Source organism: Paraburkholderia sp. RL17-368-BIF-A, assembly GCF_046054045.1.
GTDB classification, from domain to species: domain Bacteria; phylum Pseudomonadota; class Gammaproteobacteria; order Burkholderiales; family Burkholderiaceae; genus Paraburkholderia; species Paraburkholderia graminis.
This window is the reverse complement of record NZ_JARESN010000018.1, coordinates 88752-104953: the sequence shown is the minus strand read 5'-3', so window position 1 is coordinate 104953 and position 16202 is coordinate 88752. Positions and strand designations below refer to the sequence as shown.

Here is a 16202-nt window from a genome sequence, read left to right as displayed (position 1 = left end):
TATGAAAATCACCATTATCGGCACTGGCTATGTGGGCCTCGTCACGGGCGCATGTCTCGCTGAAATCGGCAACGACGTCTTCTGTCTCGACGTCGATCCGCGCAAGATCGAAATCCTCAACAACGGCGGCGTGCCGATCCACGAGCCGGGCCTGCAGGAAATCATCGCGCGCACGCGCGCGGCCGGGCGCATCACGTTTTCGACGGACATCGAGGCGAGCGTCGCACACGGCGACGTGCAGTTCATCGCGGTAGGCACGCCGCCCGACGAAGACGGCTCGGCGGATCTGCAATACGTGCTCGAAGCGGCGCGCAATATCGGCCGCACGATGAACGGCTTCAAGGTGATCGTCGATAAGTCGACGGTGCCGGTCGGCACCGCGCAGCGCGTGCGCGCGGTCGTCGAAGAAGAGCTCGCGAAGCGCGGGCTCGCGGGCAGCGAAAAGCATCGCTTCTCGGTCGTGTCGAATCCCGAGTTTCTGAAGGAAGGCGCGGCGGTGGACGACTTCATGCGGCCCGACCGCATCGTGCTCGGCAGCGACGAAGACCAGGCCGGCCAGCGCGCGCGCGAACTGATGAAGCGCCTCTACGCGCCGTTTAACCGCAACCACGAACGCACGCTCTACATGGACGTGCGCTCGGCCGAATTCACGAAATACGCGGCCAACGCGATGCTGGCCACGCGCATCTCGTTCATGAACGAAATGTCGAATCTCGCGGACCGCGTCGGCGCCGACATCGAGGCGGTGCGCCGCGGCATCGGCTCCGATCCGCGTATCGGCTATCACTTTCTGTACGCCGGCTGCGGCTACGGCGGCTCGTGCTTCCCGAAAGACGTGCAGGCGTTGATCCGCACCGCGAGCGAAGAGGGCCACAATCTGCGCATTCTCGAAGCCGTCGAGGAAGTGAACGACAAGCAGAAAGACGTGCTCGTGCAGAAGATCACGCACAAGTGGGGCAACGATCTGGCCGGCCGCACGTTCGCCGTCTGGGGCCTCGCGTTCAAGCCGAATACCGACGACATGCGCGAAGCGCCGAGCCGTCGCGTGATCGCCGAGCTTCTCGCGCGCGGCGCGCAGGTGCGCGCGTACGATCCGGTGGCCGTGACCGAAGCCCGCCGCGTCTTCGCGATGGATCTGCACGACGCGCCCGACCAGCTCGCGCGTCTCACGTTCACGAGCACGCAGGACGAAACGCTCACGAACGCCGATGCGCTTGTGGTCGTCACCGAATGGAAGGAGTTCAAGAGCCCGGACTTCGTGCATCTGAAATCGGTGCTGAAGTCGCCGGTCATTTTCGACGGCCGCAATCTGTACGAGCCGGATGCGATGAACGAACTCGGCATCGACTATCACTCGATTGGACGCCCCTATGCCCAACCCACTGAACTTGCGACCGATGTCTGAGGCGCGGCCCGGCTCCATCACACCATCGCCGTCGCCGTCGCCGGCACTGACGGTGGTGCCGCGCGCGCAACTCGCGGCCGCGCGCGTGCTTGTCGTCGGCGACGTGATGCTCGATCGCTACTGGTTCGGCGACGTCAACCGCATTTCGCCGGAAGCACCGGTGCCGGTCGTCCACGTGCAGCGCCAGGAAGACCGCCTCGGCGGCGCGGCCAACGTCGCGCGCAATGCGGCGGCGCTCGGCGCGCAAGCGGGCCTGCTGTGCGTCGTCGGACACGACGAGCCCGGCGAGCGCATCGTGCAGTTGCTCGGCGAGAGCGGCGTGAATCCGCATCTGGAACGCGACCCCGCGCTGCTCACGACGATCAAGCTGCGCGTGCTGTCGCGTCAACAGCAGTTGCTGCGTGTCGATTTCGAGAACTCGCCGGCGCACGAGGTGCTGCTTGCAAGCCTCGCGCGCTTCGACGAATTGCTGCCCGCGCACGACGTGATCCTGATGTCCGATTACGCGAAGGGCGGGCTCACGCACGTCACGCAGATGATCGCCAGAGCGCATGCCGCGGGCAAGCCTGTGCTGGTCGATCCGAAGGGCGACGACTGGGAGCGTTATCGCGGCGCCACGCTCATCACGCCGAATCGCGCGGAGTTGCGCGAGGTGGTCGGCCAGTGGAAGTCCGAAGAAGACCTGATCGAGCGCGTGAACAAACTGCGCGCGGATCTGCAGTTCAAGGCGCTGTTGCTCACGCGTTCGGAAGAAGGCATGACGCTCTTCTCCGACGACGGCATCCTGCACGCATCGGCCGTCGCGCGCGAAGTGTATGATGTTTCGGGCGCGGGCGACACCGTGATCGCGACGCTCGCGGCCATGCTGGGCGCGGGTCTCACGCTGGTCGAAGCAGTCGGTCTCGCCAATCGCGCAGCCGGCATCGTGGTCGGTAAACTAGGCACGGCCACCGTCGACTACGACGAACTCTTTCACTGACGCGGCCCGCCCGATCCTGCGCCGCAAGCCGACGGCAGCGCGCAGCGAGGATCGGCGGAACGCCAACCAGACCTGCCGATCGAAGCCGGCGTCTCGTCGCCCGCTTCGATCCTACACAAGGCTCATTACCGCGGGACCATCATGACTCTCATCGTCACCGGCGCGGCCGGCTTTATCGGCAGCAACCTCGTGAAAGCGCTCAACGAGCGCGGCGAACAACGCATCATCGCCGTCGACAATCTGACGCGCGCCGACAAGTTCAAGAATCTGGTCGACTGCGAAATCGACGACTATCTGGATAAGACCGAATTCGTCGAGCGCTTCAAGCGCGGCGACTTCGGCAAAGTGCGCGCGATCTTCCACGAAGGCGCCTGTTCGGACACGATGGAAACCGACGGCCGCTACATGATGGACAACAACTTCCGCTACAGCCGCGACGTGCTCGACGTGTGCCTCGCGCAGAACATCCAGTTCCTGTATGCGTCGTCGGCGGCAACGTATGGCGGCTCGAGCCGTTTCGTCGAAGAACGCGAAGTCGAGCAGCCGCTGAACGTGTACGGCTATTCGAAGTTTCTGTTCGACCAGGTGATCCGCCGCGTGCTGCCCACCGCGAAAAGCCAGATCGCGGGCTTTCGCTATTTCAACGTCTACGGTCCGCGCGAAACGCATAAGGCGCGCATGGCGTCGGTGGCGTTTCACAACTTCAACCAGTTCCGCGCCGAGGGCAAGGTCAAGCTGTTCGGCGAATACAACGGCTATGCCGCGGGCGAGCAGACGCGCGATTTCGTCTCGGTGGAAGACGTGGTCAAGGTGAACCTGTTCTTCTTCGACCACCCGGACAAATCGGGCATCTTCAATCTGGGCAGCGGACGCGCGCAGCCGTTCAACGACATCGCGAGCACGGTCGTTAATACCCTGCGCGCGCTGAACAACGAGCCGCCGCTGTCGCTCGCCGACCAGGTGCAGCGCGGCCTGATCGAATACATTCCCTTCCCCGACGCATTGCGCGGCAAGTATCAGTGCTTCACGCAGGCGGATCAGTCGAAGCTGCGCGCGGCTGGCTACGATGCGCCGTTTCTGAGCGTGCAGGAAGGTGTCGACCGATACGTACGTTGGCTATTCGGCCAGGTGTAAATAGTTCGGATACCTGTTTAAACTGGAATCTCCCGGTTGGTGATGTCGCCAACCGGTTGTACAAGGGAGATTCCATATGTTTCGAAAAATTCTGGTTACCGCAGCAATGCTCGCCGCTTTCGGCCACGCGTATGCGTCGGTTGACGTCAACACGGCTAACGAGGACGCGCTGCGCGGCGTCAAAGGCATTGGTCCTGCCAAAGCGAAAGCCATTCTCGAAGAGCGCGCCGCACATGGTCCGTTCAAGGACCCGACCGACCTCGGCAAGCGCGTCAAGGGCATGGGCGGGCATACCGTCGAGCGCCTGCAGGCGGAGGGTCTCGCTGTCGGTCCGGCTGGCGCGGCTGCTGGCCCGCAGGTTGCGGCGTCTTCACAGAGCAAGGGCGCGGCCGTTGCGGCCAATACGCCGAAAGGCGGCGCTACCGTGGCGGTGAAGAAATAGTCTGACAGCCTGACGCGGGCTCGCGCGCGGCGTGTGTAGCCGCGCGCGATTCGCCATCGTTGTCCTTCATGGTCGGAGCCGGCAACGCCGCTCCTTAAGCTGTCATTCGCATGACTGGCTCCCGCGGTACTCAGCCGCGGGTTTTTTGCGTGGGCGCTGCGTGCATCCATGCGGCGAGAAGGGCCGCGCGGCAGCGGCGGGCACCGTGGTTTAGAATCAATGGATTGAGACTCCGCGCATCGACAGCACCTGAACCGATATGGCTTACAAAACGATTGAAGACACGATCGGCAATACGCCGCTCGTGCAACTCGTCCGGCTCACCGACGACGAGATCCGCAGCCGCAATAACGTGGTGCTCGCCAAGCTCGAGGGCAACAATCCCGCCGGCTCGGTGAAGGACCGCCCGGCGTTGTCGATGATCAAGAAAGCGGAAGCGCGCGGCCGTATCAAACCGGGCGACACGCTGATCGAATCGACGAGCGGCAACACCGGCATCGCACTCGCGATGGCCGCGGCGATCCGCGGCTACAAGATGGTGCTGATCATGCCGGAAGACCTGTCGGTGGAGCGCCGTCAGAGCATGGCCGCGTATGGCGCGCAAATCATCCTCACGCCGGTCACGGGCGGCATGGAGTACGCGCGCGATCTCGCCGAACAGATGCAGCGCGACGGCAAGGGCATCATCCTCGATCAGTTCGCGAACCCGGACAATCCGGCGTCGCACGTCGAAGGCACGGGCCCCGAAATCTGGCGCGATACCGAAGGGCGCATCACCCACTTCGTTTCGTCGATGGGGACGACCGGCACGATCATGGGCGTGTCCACGTATCTGAAGCAGCAGAACCAGGCAATCGAGATTATCGGCGCGCAGCCGGAGGAAGGTTCGCGCATTCCAGGCATCCGCAAATGGCCGGAAGCGTATCTGCCGAAAATTTTCGACCGCAGCCGCGTGGATCGCGTCGAGAACGTGAGCCAGGCGGCAGCCGAGGCAATGGCCCGGCGTCTTGCATCGGTGGAAGGGATATTCGCGGGCATTTCGTCGGGCGGCGCATGTGAAGTCGCGTTGCGCGTCGCGCGGCAAGTCGAGAACGCGACCATCGTGTTTATCGTCTGCGATCGCGGCGACCGTTATTTGTCGACGGGCGTGTTTCCGGCGTAAGGCGGCAATACGGGTGCGGCTGTTGGCAGCCTTGCTGCTTGCGGACAAAGAAAAAAGCGCCTGCCGGCGCTTTTTTCTTTTCCATCACATCACATGCGAAGCGATCCGACAGCGCGCCTCGCGTTGCATGGTGTCATTGCGAAGCGTCGCTCGCCGGCGCCGCGTTATCGACGGAATTGCCGTTGGAATTGCCGCCGTCGCTCGCCTCCATCTGCGACTTGATGCGCTGCCCCAACTGATAAACCGCGAGCGCATAAAAGAAGCTGCGGTTATAGCGCGTCAGCACATAGAAGTTCCTCAGGCCCAGCATGTATTCCGTGCCGCGTCCCGGCGAGGGCAGGTCGACCACCGTAACCGGCGTTGCCACTTCGGAAGAGATATTCACGTTCGGCTCATTGAGCACGAGCCCGGCGCGCAACAACTGGTCGAGCGGCCAATGCGGTTCCGGCGCGCCGTCGGCGGCCGCTTGCGCGACGCCGAGGCTGCCCGCATCGCTACCGATCTTCCACACGACCGGCCGGCCGTTCTCCCAGCCGTTCTTGCGCAGATAGTTGGCGACGCTGCCGATTGCATCGGCCTGGCTCGTGCGCAGGTCGATGTCCTTGTGGCCATCGTAGCTGACCGCATACTGCACGATGCTGCTCGGCAGAAATTGCGGAATGCCGATCGCGCCGGTGTACGAGCCGAGCACCGTGCTCGGATCGATCTGCGAATCGCGCGTCCACACCAGGTAGTCTTCGAGATTCTTGCGGAAGGTCGCCTGGCGGTCCGCGCGATTCGGTGTATTCGGGTAATCGAAACTGAGCGTGGTCAGTGCGTCGAGCACGCGGAAGTTGCCCATGAAACGCCCGTAAATCGTCTCCACGCCGAGAATGCCGACGATCACTTCCGGCGGCACGCCGAACTCTTCATACGCGCGCTGCAGCGTGGCCCGATTCGCGCGCCAGAAACGGATGCCGGCATTGATGCGGATCTGATCGAGAAAGCGCGACTGGTACACGCGCCAGTTTTTCACCGCGGCCGACGGCGACGGCGTGACCAGCTTCACCGCGGTCGCCGAATAGCTGACGCCGGCGAACAGCGAATGCAGCGCCGCTTCGTCGAAATCGTAGCGCGCCGCCATGTCGTTGATGAACGCATCGACATTCGCGTTGTTCGCGTAACGCTGCGGAATAATTTCTTCCTCAAACGTTTGCCCTTGCGGAACGGCGGTTTGCGGCTGCGCCTGAGCGACAAGTACGGGCGGTTTTTTGCCGGTGCTCTGCGCGAGAGCCGGAGTGGTTGCCATGAACATGCACGATGCGGTGGAGAGTGCGGCGGCGATGGTTCGGATGCTGAGCCGGTTTCGTGCAGACAGAGCAAGCTTGACGGTCATAGTGAGCTGGGGGCGCAGAGCGAAAGGACAAAGACGGGAGGAAAACGGAACGGGCAGTATACCCGAGGCCTCTTGCGAAACTGTGCCGGACACGTCACAGCGGCGTGATGCGGAACGACGCGTCATCGCTGCGTCGTGTGGTAACTTCATGAATGTTGGCGCGCCGTGGGCGCGCGCCCCTGGACGGAGACACGCCGCGCACGCTGCCAGCGCTGCGCCGCAGAAAAGAATCATGGCAACAGGTTTCTATTCCCACGCCGACTGTCTGCTGCACGATATGGGGCAATGGCATCCCGAATGCCCCGCACGGCTGCAGGCCATCGAAGATCAATTGATCGCGAGCCGCATCGACGCGTTGATCGAACGCGAATCGCCGCCGCTCGCCGACGAAGCGGCGCTGCTGCGCGTGCATACGCAGGCGCACATCGACTACATCCGTAGCTGTTCGCCTGCCGAGGGCCGCGCCGAGATCGACCCCGACACGTCGATGAATCCGCACACCTTGCAGGCGGCGTTACGCGCAGCCGGCGCGGCGGTGGCCGCTACCGACGCGGTCATCGAAGGCCGCTTCGACAACGCTTTTTGCAGCGTGCGCCCGCCCGGCCATCACGCCGAGCCGGCGCGTGCAATGGGCTTCTGCTTCTTCAACAACGTCGCCATCGCCGCGCGTCATGCGCTCGAGGTGCACGGCTTGCAGCGCGTTGCGATCATCGACTTCGACGTGCATCACGGCAACGGCACCGAAGCGGCGTTTTCGGGCGACCCGCGCGTGCTGATGTGCAGCATCTTCCAGCATCCGTTCTATCCGTTCACGGGCGCCGACAATCAGGCGCCCAACATGTGCAACGTGCCGATGCCCGCGCGCTCGAAAGGCATGGCCGTGCGCGAGGCGGTGGACATGCTGTGGCTGCCGCGTCTGAACGACTTCAAGCCGGAGATGCTGTTCATTTCCGCGGGCTTCGACGCGCATCGCGAAGACGACCTCGGCAACATGGGCCTCGTCGAAGACGACTACGTGTGGATTACCGAGCAGATGCGCGACGTCGCGAAACGCTATGCGAGCGGGCGGATCGTGAGTTGTCTCGAAGGCGGCTACAACCTGTCCGCGCTCGGGCGCAGCGTGGTTGCCCACGTGCGCGCGCTGGCCGAAATCTGAGGAAGAGCAAGCCATGAACGAGGATGCACGCAGCGCTTCGCTAGTGGAGACGGAAACCGGCGCGTACGGCGTACCCGGCGTCGTGCGTCTGACGATGAACCGGCCCGACGCTTTCAACGCGCTCTCCGAAGGCATGCTCGACGCGTTGCAGGACGCGCTGAACGAAGTCGCGCGATCGGAGGCGCGCGTGGTCGTGATCGCCGGCGCGGGGCGCGCGTTCTGCGCGGGACATGATCTGAAGGAAATGCGCGCGGCGCCGTCGCTCGCGTATTACCAGGCGCTGTTCGCCCGCTGCACGAAACTCATGATGACGATCCAGCGCTTGCCGCAGCCGGTGATCGCGCGAGTGCATGGCATCGCGACGGCGGCGGGCTGCCAGCTCGTCGCGATGTGCGATCTCGCCGTGGCTTCCGATACCGCGCGTTTCGCTGTGTCGGGCGTGAATCTCGGGCTCTTTTGCGCGACGCCGTCGGTGCCGCTGTCGCGCAATCTGTCGCGCAAGGCGGCGCTCGAAATGCTGTTGACCGGCGATTTCATCGACGCCGCCGAGGCGAAGCAGCAGGGCCTCGTCAATCGCGTCGTGCCGCTGGACTCGCTCGACGCGGAAGTGGCGCGGCTTGCCACCAGCATCTGCGCGAAACCGGTCGAGGCGGTCAGCGCCGGCAAGGGTCTCTTCTACCGGCAACTGGAAATGGGCATCGAGGCCGCGTATCAACTCGCGGGCCAGACGATGGCCTGCAACATGATGGACGACTCCGCGCTCGAGGGCATGCAGGCGTTCATCGACAAACGCCCGCCTGACTGGAAGCGCTAAGTCCTTAGCCCTAATGCGCCCGCTGCGCGCGCTGAAGAACCCACTCGATCAGTTCGCCGATCACGCGATCGCGGTCGAGATCGTTCATCGTCTCGTGATAGCCCGCTTCGTATAGCCGGAGCGTCTTGTCCGGCGAGCCGGCGTGCTCGCCGAACGCGCGGCTGCCTTCGGGCTCCGTGAGTTTATCGGCGGTGCCGTGATAGACGAGAAGCGGCAGACGCAGTCCCGCGCGTCCGCGTTCGATCCGCGCCATCGCGAGCAGCAACTCCGCGCCGGTGCGCGCCGGAATCGCCGCATGATGCACGAGCGGGTCGCTGCGATTGGCGTCCACGACGGATTGCACCCGAGACAGCAGCGCGGCGTCGATTTTCATCGCCGGAAAGCCTGGCCAGACGCGGCTGATAACCTGACTCAGCGCGAGCATCCAGCCCGGCACGTCGCGGCCAGGCGCGAGCGCGGGGCTCGACAGGATCAGACCGCTCAGATTGGCGCGGCTGCCTGTTGCTTGCGAGGCGGCGCTGGCGCGCTCGATTGCGTAGAGCGCGGCGATAGCGCCGCCCATGCTATGGCCCATCAGGAACAGCGGCGTCTCGGTCCGCACAGTGCGCGCCGCGGCGTCGAGCAACGCCTGCGCATCCAGCAGGTAATCGTCGAATCGTTCGACATAGGCGCGCTTGCCCGGCGCGCGGCCGTGACCGCGCAAGTCGATCGCCAGCAGTTCGATCCCGGCTGCATTGAGCCGTGCGGCCAGCGCCGAATAGCGGCACGCATGCTCGGCGAGTCCGTGAATCAGCGCAATGCTCGCGCGCGGCGCTTTGCGGGTTGGCCAACGGTATAGCGGCAGTTCGAGGCCATCCGCCGTGGTGGCGGTCGAGCGCACCGGCTCCGCGCTGTCTGCGCCGGTTTCATCGTCAGAGGCGAAGGGCTGTTGCGAGGTCTCCATGGCGCGCGTCCGTGAATTGGGGTTCGCGCGATCATAGACCGTCGCCTCTGGCGTCAGCGGAAATGGGCGGCGGGTCCGTCCTCTAATATCTAACAGTTATGAAAAGATCGTAATTGATTATTAAAGGGAATGCCCCGGGCGCGGTAGAATCGCGGGCTCAAATTCCCAATAAAAGTAACGGCGGCCGCTTGGCCGGGGAGCGCACGACGCTCGTCGGCAAACCCGCCGTTTCGTTTTTCCATGATCGAAATACGCAATATCTCTCAGCGGTTCGCGGGGCCCCGGGGCTGGGTCGAGGCGCTGCACAACGTCAATCTGTCGATTCCGGCGGGCGAGGTGTTCGGCATCATCGGCCGCAGCGGCGCGGGCAAGAGCACGCTGGTCCGCACGATCAACCTGCTGACGCGTCCGACCGAAGGCAACATCGTCGTCGACGGCCGCGATCTGACCACGCTGCCCGCCGCGCAATTGCGCGAAGCGCGCCGCGAGATCGGCATGATCTTCCAGCACTTCAATTTGCTGTCGTCGCGCACGGTGTTCGAGAACGTCGCGTTGCCGCTCGAGCTTGCCGGCATGAAGCGCGACGAGATCGAGGCGAACGTGTTGCCGCTGCTGGAACTCGTGGGCCTGTCCGCGCAGAAGGACCGCTACCCGGCGCAGATCAGCGGCGGGCAGAAGCAGCGCGTCGGCATCGCGCGCGCGTTGGCAAGCAAGCCGAAGGTGCTGCTTTCCGACGAAGCGACGTCCGCGCTCGATCCCGAAACCACGCGCTCGATTCTCGATCTGCTCAAGCGCATCAACCGCGAACTGAACCTGACTGTCGTGCTGATCACGCATCAGATGGATGTGATCAAGCAGGTGTGCGATCGCGTCGCCGTGCTCGACGCGGGCCGCGTCGTCGAACAGGGCAAGGTGATCGACGTGTTTCTGCAGCCGCATCACGAAGTCACGCGCGCGCTGATCGGCGACGTGATCGCGCAGGAACTGCCGCCCGCAATGAAGGCTCGCGTCGCCGAACGTCTGAAGACGGGCAGCGGCCATTTGCTGCGCCTCGCGTTCACGGGTTCGGGCGTCGATCAGCCGATTCTCTCGGAGACGATTCGCCGCTACGAACTCGACTTCAACATCCTGCACGGCCAGATCGACGAGATTCAGGGGCAGGCGTTCGGCTCGCTCGCGGTGCTCGCGGGCGGCGAACCGGCGAAGGTGGCGCAGGCGCTCGCGTATCTGCGCGAACAGGGTGTGGTGGTGGAGGAGCTCTCGTATGTTGAGTGAAATGTTCGATATGTTCGTCCAGTCGTTCTGGGAAACGCTCGTGATGGTGGGCATTTCCGGACTGGTCGGCGCGTTGGTGGGCTTGCCGCTCGGCGTGCTGCTGTATCTGACCGACCGTCAGGGCGTGTTGCAGAACGTCGCGGTGAATCGCGTCGTCGGCATGGTCGTGAATGCGGTGCGCTCGACGCCGTTCATCATCCTGCTCGTGGCGGTGATTCCGTTCACGCGCCTTGTGGTCGGATCGTCGATCGGCACGGCCGCGGCGGTGGTGCCGCTGACGATTGCCGCGGCGCCGTTCATCGCGCGTCTCGTGGAAACGGCGCTGCGCGAAGTCGATCGCGGGCTGATCGAAGCGGCTCAGGCGATGGGCGCGACCACCAGCCAGATCGTCTTCAAGGTGCTGTTGCCGGAATCGCTGCCGGGCGTCGTGGCCGGCTTGACCATCACGTTCGTCTCGCTGGTCGGCTATTCGGCGATGGCCGGTGCGATCGGCGGCGGCGGTCTTGGCGACCTCGGCATTCGCTACGGGTATCAGCGTTTTCTGCCGGAAGTCATGTTGACAGTCGTCGTGATTCTTATCGTGTTCGTGCAGTTGGTGCAGTCGTTCGGGGATTGGCTCGTGCGTCGTCTGAGCCATAAATAAATCAAAAGGTCCATCATGCAACGTCGTTTCATACTCAAGCTGGTCGCGGCATTCGGCGCCGCGTCGCTGTTCGCCGCAAATGCGGCCCACGCTGAAGACACCATCAAGGTCGGCGTGACCGGCGGTCCGCACGCGCAGATCATGGAAGTCGTGAAGAGCGTCGCCGCAAAGAACGGTCTGAACATCAAGGTCGTCGAGTTCTCCGATTACGTGCAGCCGAACGCGGCGCTCGCGGGCGGCGATCTGGACGCCAACAGCTATCAGCACGACCCGTACTTGCAGGCGCAGGTCAAGGACCGCGGCTACAAGCTGATTCGCGTCGCCGATACGGTCACGTACCCGATGGGCATCTACTCGAAGAAGGTGAAGTCGCTGGCCGAACTGCCGCAAGGCGCGAAGATCGCGGTGCCGAACGATCCGACCAACGGCGGCCGCGCCTTGCTGCTGCTGCAAAAGCAGGGGCTGCTGAAGCTGCGTGCCGAAGCGGGCCTGAAGGCGACGCCGCTCGACATCGTCGAAAATCCGAAGAAGCTGAAGATTGTCGAACTGGACGCCGCGCAGATTCCGCGTTCGCTCAACGACGTGGACGCCGCCGCGATCAACACCAACTTCGCGATGGAAGCCGGCCTCAAGCCGAAGCAGGATGCGATCGCGATCGAAGACCCGAAGGGTCCGTACGTGAACGTCATCGCGATCCGCGAGGCCGACAAGAACAAACCGTGGGTCGCCAAGCTCGTGGCCGCCTACCATTCGCCGGAAGTGAAGCAGTTTGTCGACAGCAAATTCGGCGGTTCGGTGGTCACGGCCTGGTGATCTGAAGCCGTCAGATACCGCGTGAGCAGCCGGCGATATGAAAATTAGAGTCGTAAATCGGAACCCGGGGTTGTCACCCGGGTTTTTTCGCGATTAAAATAGAACGACCGTTCGATATTGCCGTCACGCCGCTGGGGAGCGATATCCTCCTGCTAGAGCGCCCGCGACAAAGCTGCCACGAGGGCAGTCGTTATAATGTTCGTTGGGTTGACGTATTCGTAACTTTGGAGCGTGTGCATGAAAATCCTGGTGCCAGTCAAGAGAGTGGTCGACTACAACGTGAAGGTCCGGGTCAAGTCGGACGGCACGGGCGTCGACATCGCGAACGTGAAGATGTCGATGAATCCGTTCGACGAAATCGCGGTTGAAGAAGCGGTGCGTCTGCGCGAAGCGGGCGTGGCGACCGAGGTGATCGCCGTGTCGGCGGGCGCGACGCAATCGCAGGAAACGCTGCGCACGGCGCTCGCCATCGGCGCGGATCGCGCGATCCTGATCGAGTCGAACGAAGAATTGCAGCCGCTGGCGGTCGCGAAGCTGCTGAAGGCGCTCGTCGACAAGGAACAGCCGCAACTGGTGATTCTCGGCAAGCAGGCTATCGACGATGACTCCAACCAGACCGGCCAGATGCTCGCCGCGCTGGCTGGTTTGCCGCAGGCGACGTTTGCGTCGAAGGTTGTCGTCGCTGACGGCAAGGCGACCGTGTCGCGCGAAGTGGATGGCGGCGCGGAAACGCTGTCGCTCACATTGCCCGCTGTCATCACGACCGATCTGCGCCTGAACGAGCCGCGCTACGTGACGCTGCCGAACATCATGAAGGCGAAGAAAAAGCCGCTGGAAGTCGTCAAGCCCGAAGACCTCGGCGTCGATGTCACGCCGCGTCTGAAGACGCTGAAGGTCGTCGAGCCGCCGAAGCGCTCCGCCGGCGTGAAGGTGCCGGACGTGAAGACGCTGGTCGAGAAGCTGAAGACCGAAGCCAAGGTGCTTTAAGGAACGCGGGAGACAGGGCAAATGACGAATCTTGTAATTGCAGAACACGACAACGCATCGATCAAGGCCGCGACGCTGCACACCATTGCAGCCGCGCAAAAGATCGGCGGTGACATTCACGTACTGGTAGCAGGCCAGAACGCGCAGGCCGCAGCGGACGCAGCCGCGAAAATCGCGGGCGTTTCGAAAGTGCTGCTGGCCGACGCGCCGCAACTCGCCGAAGGTCTCGCGGAAAACGTCGAGGCGACGGTGCTGAACATCGCGAAGGACTACTCGCATATCCTCGCGCCGGCTACCGCTTACGGCAAGAACATCGCGCCGCGTATCGCCGCCAAGCTCGACGTCGCGCAGATCAGCGACATCACGGCGGTCGATTCCACCGACACCTTCGAGCGTCCGATTTACGCGGGCAATGCGATCGCTACCGTTCAATCGGCTGATCCGATCAAGGTCATCACGGTCCGCACCACCGGCTTCGACGCAGTGGCGGCTGAAGGCGGCAACGCATCGGTGGAAAAAATCGAAGCGGCGGCAGACGCGGGCATCTCGCAGTTCGTGAGCCGCGAAGTGACGAAGCTCGACCGTCCGGAACTGACGTCGGCGAAGATCATCGTTTCGGGTGGCCGCGGTCTCGGCAACGGCGAGAACTACACGAAGGTGCTCGAGCCGCTCGCCGACAAGCTGAACGCGGCGCTGGGCGCATCGCGCGCGGCGGTCGACGCCGGCTTCGTGCCGAACGACTATCAGGTCGGGCAGACCGGCAAGATCGTCGCGCCGCAACTGTATGTGGCCGTCGGCATTTCCGGCGCGATCCAGCATCTGGCCGGCATGAAGGACAGCAAAGTGATCGTCGCGATCAACAAAGACCCGGAAGCGCCGATTTTCAGCGTCGCCGATTACGGTCTCGTCGGCGATCTGTTCACGCTTGTGCCGGAACTCGTGAGCGAACTCGGCTGAGCGTGTTAGCGCCATATAAAGCCATCTGCAAAGCCGTTTAACGGCGTTTCGCAACGCATTGGCGACACAAGAAGGGCGCTGGACCGAACAAGTCCCGCGCCCTTTTTCCATCAGGCAGGAGGAGAACAGAAAATGAGCTATACGGCGCCCATCAAGGACATGCTGTTCGTGATGAAGGAACTGGCGGATCTCGAACAGATCGCGACGCTGCCGGGCTTCGAGGACGCGAACCTCGACACCGCTCAGGCCGTGCTGGAAGAGTCGGCGAAACTGTGCGGCGAGGTGCTGGCTCCGCTGAACGTCGAAGGAGATCGCAATCCGAGCAGTTGGAAAGACGGCGTCGTGACGGCGACGCCCGGCTTCAAGGAAGCGTTCCGTCAGTTTGCCGAGGGCGGCTGGCAAGGCGTGCAGCATCCTGTGGAGTATGAAGGCCAAGGCCTGCCGAAACTCATCGCCACACCTTGCGTTGAGATGTTGAACGCATCGAATCTGTCGTTCGCGCTGTGCCCGTTGCTGACCGACGGCGCGATCGAGGCGCTGCTGACCGCCGGCACCGACGCGCAAAAACAGACCTATGTGCCGAAGCTCATTTCAGGCGAATGGACCGGCACAATGAACCTCACTGAGCCGCAGGCCGGCTCGGATCTCGCGCTCGTGCGCACGCGCGCCGAGCCGCAAGGCGATGGCTCGTTCAAGCTGTTCGGCACGAAGATTTTCATCACGTGGGGCGAGCACGACATGGCGGAGAACATCGCGCATCTCGTGCTCGCGCGCACGCCGAATGCGCCCGAAGGCGTGAAGGGCATCTCGCTCTTCATCGTGCCGAAGTTTTTGATCAACGAAGACGGTTCGCTCGGCGAGCGCAACGACGTGCATTGCGTGTCGATCGAGCACAAGCTCGGCATCAAGGCGAGTCCGACGGCCGTGCTGCAATTCGGCGACCATGGCGGCGCGATCGGGCATCTGATCGGCGAGGAAAATCGCGGCCTCGAGTACATGTTCATCATGATGAACGCGGCGCGGTTCGCCGTGGGCATGCAAGGCGTCGGCGTATCGGATCGCGCGTATCAGAAGGCGGCGGCCTATGCGAAGGAGCGCGTGCAAAGCCGTCCCGTCGACGGCTCCGCGAAACAGCCGGTGGCGATCATCGAGCATCCCGACGTGCGCCGCATGCTTTCGACGATGCGCGCGCTCACCGAAGCGTCGCGCGCGCTGGCTTATGTCGCGGCCGGGCATTGCGACATTGCACATCGTCATCCGGACGAAGCGAAGCGCGCCGAGCATCAGGCGATTTACGAGTTTCTCGTGCCCGTCGTGAAGGGCTGGAGCACGGAGTTGTCGATCGACGTAACCAGCCTTGGCGTGCAGGTGCACGGCGGCATGGGTTTCATCGAAGAGACGGGCGCCGCGCAGTATTACCGCGACGCTCGCATTCTGCCGATCTACGAAGGCACGACCGCGATTCAGGCGAACGATCTGATCGGCCGCAAGACGGTGCGTGACGGCGGCAAAGTCGCGAGGTCGCTGCTTGCCAGCGTTGCCGAAACGGTCGGATTGCTTGGCGCGCAACAAGGTCAGGCGTTCCGATCGATGGAAAAGCATCTTGCCGAGGGGCAGCGCTCGTTGGGCGCGGTGGTCGATTTCGTCGTCGCGAACACGAAGGGCGATCCGAATGCCGTGTTTGCCGGCAGCGTGCCGTATCTGAAGCTCGCGGGCATTGTGCTGGGCGGCTGGCAAATGGCGCGTGCGCTGCTCGCGGCCGCTCAGAAGCGCGACGAAGACCCGCAGTTTTACGGCGCGAAGATCGCGACGGCGCAATTCTACGCGGAGCATGTGTTGCCGCTCGCGACCGCGCTGGAGGCGTCGATTGTCAGTGCGAAGGGCGGCGAGGGCGTGCTGGCGTTGTCCGCGGATCAGTTTTGATGCGGCGCGAAGTCTGAGGTCTTGCTGAGTAAACGAAAACGGCGCCTTGCAGCGTTAACTGAAGCGCAGGCAATTGGACATTGGTCCAATTTCTGCGGTCAGTTCGCAAGGCGCCGTTTGTCTTTTGGCGAGCCGGCTTGCGCTGTTACAGCCGGCTGGAAACGCGCCGAGCATGACCACGCCCGGCGCTAGAA

The 16202-nt window shown here is 63.4% G+C and carries 15 protein-coding genes; 13 read left to right on the top strand and 2 right to left on the bottom strand.

The features are described from left to right. Position 1: 1 nt before the first annotated feature. The 5 genes from P0D87_RS25965 (at position 2) to cysM (ending at position 5122) form a co-directional block, all read left to right on the top strand. Entirely contained in the window at positions 2–1405 is a 1404-nt protein-coding gene (locus P0D87_RS25965) for a UDP-glucose dehydrogenase family protein (protein WP_029967901.1), read from the top strand. Beyond that, the gene (gene rfaE1, locus P0D87_RS25960; RefSeq protein WP_006050259.1) at positions 1371–2384 is read left to right on the top strand and encodes a D-glycero-beta-D-manno-heptose-7-phosphate kinase; all 1014 of its coding nucleotides are present in this window, start codon (positions 1371–1373) and stop codon (positions 2382–2384) included. The genes P0D87_RS25965 and rfaE1 overlap by 35 nt, the downstream gene beginning before the upstream one ends. A gap of 141 nt (positions 2385–2525) precedes the next feature. After that, entirely contained in the window at positions 2526–3518 is a 993-nt protein-coding gene (rfaD, locus tag P0D87_RS25955; protein WP_029967897.1) for an ADP-glyceromanno-heptose 6-epimerase, read from the top strand. Positions 3519–3594: 76 nt separating this feature from the next. Next, positions 3595–3960 carry a ComEA family DNA-binding protein gene (locus tag P0D87_RS25950; protein ID WP_053858592.1) on the top strand — a complete coding sequence of 122 codons (366 nt, stop codon included), beginning with the start codon at positions 3595–3597 and terminating at the stop codon, positions 3958–3960. Between the two features lie 259 nt (positions 3961–4219). After that, on the top strand, positions 4220–5122 hold the full coding sequence (gene cysM / locus P0D87_RS25945; RefSeq protein ID WP_006050262.1) for a cysteine synthase CysM: 903 nt from the start codon (positions 4220–4222) through the stop codon (positions 5120–5122). A 133-nt stretch (positions 5123–5255) separates the two neighbouring features. Here the strand turns inward: cysM and mltB are convergent, their stop codons facing one another. After that, positions 5256–6416 (bottom strand): lytic murein transglycosylase B, encoded by a 1161-nt coding sequence (mltB, locus tag P0D87_RS25940; protein WP_053858591.1) that lies wholly within the window; start codon positions 6414–6416, stop codon positions 5256–5258. Positions 6417–6729: 313 nt separating this feature from the next. On the opposite strand from mltB, the gene P0D87_RS25935 reads away from it, so the two are divergent. Together P0D87_RS25935 and P0D87_RS25930 are read left to right on the top strand one after the other, a co-directional pair. Then, positions 6730–7653: a histone deacetylase family protein gene (locus P0D87_RS25935; protein ID WP_006050264.1), complete on the top strand. Its 924-nt coding sequence runs from the start codon at positions 6730–6732 to the stop codon at positions 7651–7653. A 13-nt stretch (positions 7654–7666) separates the two neighbouring features. Then, positions 7667–8467: an enoyl-CoA hydratase gene (locus P0D87_RS25930; RefSeq protein ID WP_053858590.1), complete on the top strand. Its 801-nt coding sequence runs from the start codon at positions 7667–7669 to the stop codon at positions 8465–8467. Positions 8468–8477: 10 nt separating this feature from the next. Here P0D87_RS25930 and P0D87_RS25925 read toward each other — a convergent pair whose 3' ends face one another. Then, positions 8478–9410, bottom strand: a complete 933-nt coding sequence (locus P0D87_RS25925; protein ID WP_053858589.1) for an alpha/beta hydrolase — start codon at positions 9408–9410, stop codon at positions 8478–8480. 240 nt (positions 9411–9650) lie between these two features. Between P0D87_RS25925 and P0D87_RS25920 the strand changes: the two genes are divergently transcribed. The 6 genes from P0D87_RS25920 to P0D87_RS25895 all read left to right on the top strand — a co-directional run bounded on the left by P0D87_RS25920 (position 9651) and on the right by P0D87_RS25895 (position 16008). Continuing rightward, positions 9651–10685 carry a methionine ABC transporter ATP-binding protein gene (locus tag P0D87_RS25920; protein ID WP_006050267.1) on the top strand — a complete coding sequence of 345 codons (1035 nt, stop codon included), beginning with the start codon at positions 9651–9653 and terminating at the stop codon, positions 10683–10685. Next, the gene (locus P0D87_RS25915) at positions 10675–11328 is read left to right on the top strand and encodes a methionine ABC transporter permease (protein WP_006050268.1); all 654 of its coding nucleotides are present in this window, start codon (positions 10675–10677) and stop codon (positions 11326–11328) included. Before P0D87_RS25920 ends, P0D87_RS25915 begins: the two co-directional genes overlap by 11 nt. 15 nt (positions 11329–11343) lie before the next feature. Continuing rightward, positions 11344–12141, top strand: a complete 798-nt coding sequence (locus P0D87_RS25910; protein WP_006050269.1) for a MetQ/NlpA family ABC transporter substrate-binding protein — start codon at positions 11344–11346, stop codon at positions 12139–12141. Between the two features lie 237 nt (positions 12142–12378). Then, complete coding sequence (locus P0D87_RS25905; RefSeq protein WP_029967885.1) at positions 12379–13128, top strand: electron transfer flavoprotein subunit beta/FixA family protein; 750 nt, start codon at positions 12379–12381, stop codon at positions 13126–13128. A gap of 21 nt (positions 13129–13149) precedes the next feature. Beyond that, positions 13150–14085: an electron transfer flavoprotein subunit alpha/FixB family protein gene (locus P0D87_RS25900; protein ID WP_006050271.1), complete on the top strand. Its 936-nt coding sequence runs from the start codon at positions 13150–13152 to the stop codon at positions 14083–14085. 132 nt (positions 14086–14217) lie between these two features. Continuing rightward, positions 14218–16008 (top strand): acyl-CoA dehydrogenase, encoded by a 1791-nt coding sequence (locus P0D87_RS25895; protein ID WP_053858588.1) that lies wholly within the window; start codon positions 14218–14220, stop codon positions 16006–16008. The last annotated feature ends 194 nt before the right edge of the window (positions 16009–16202 follow it).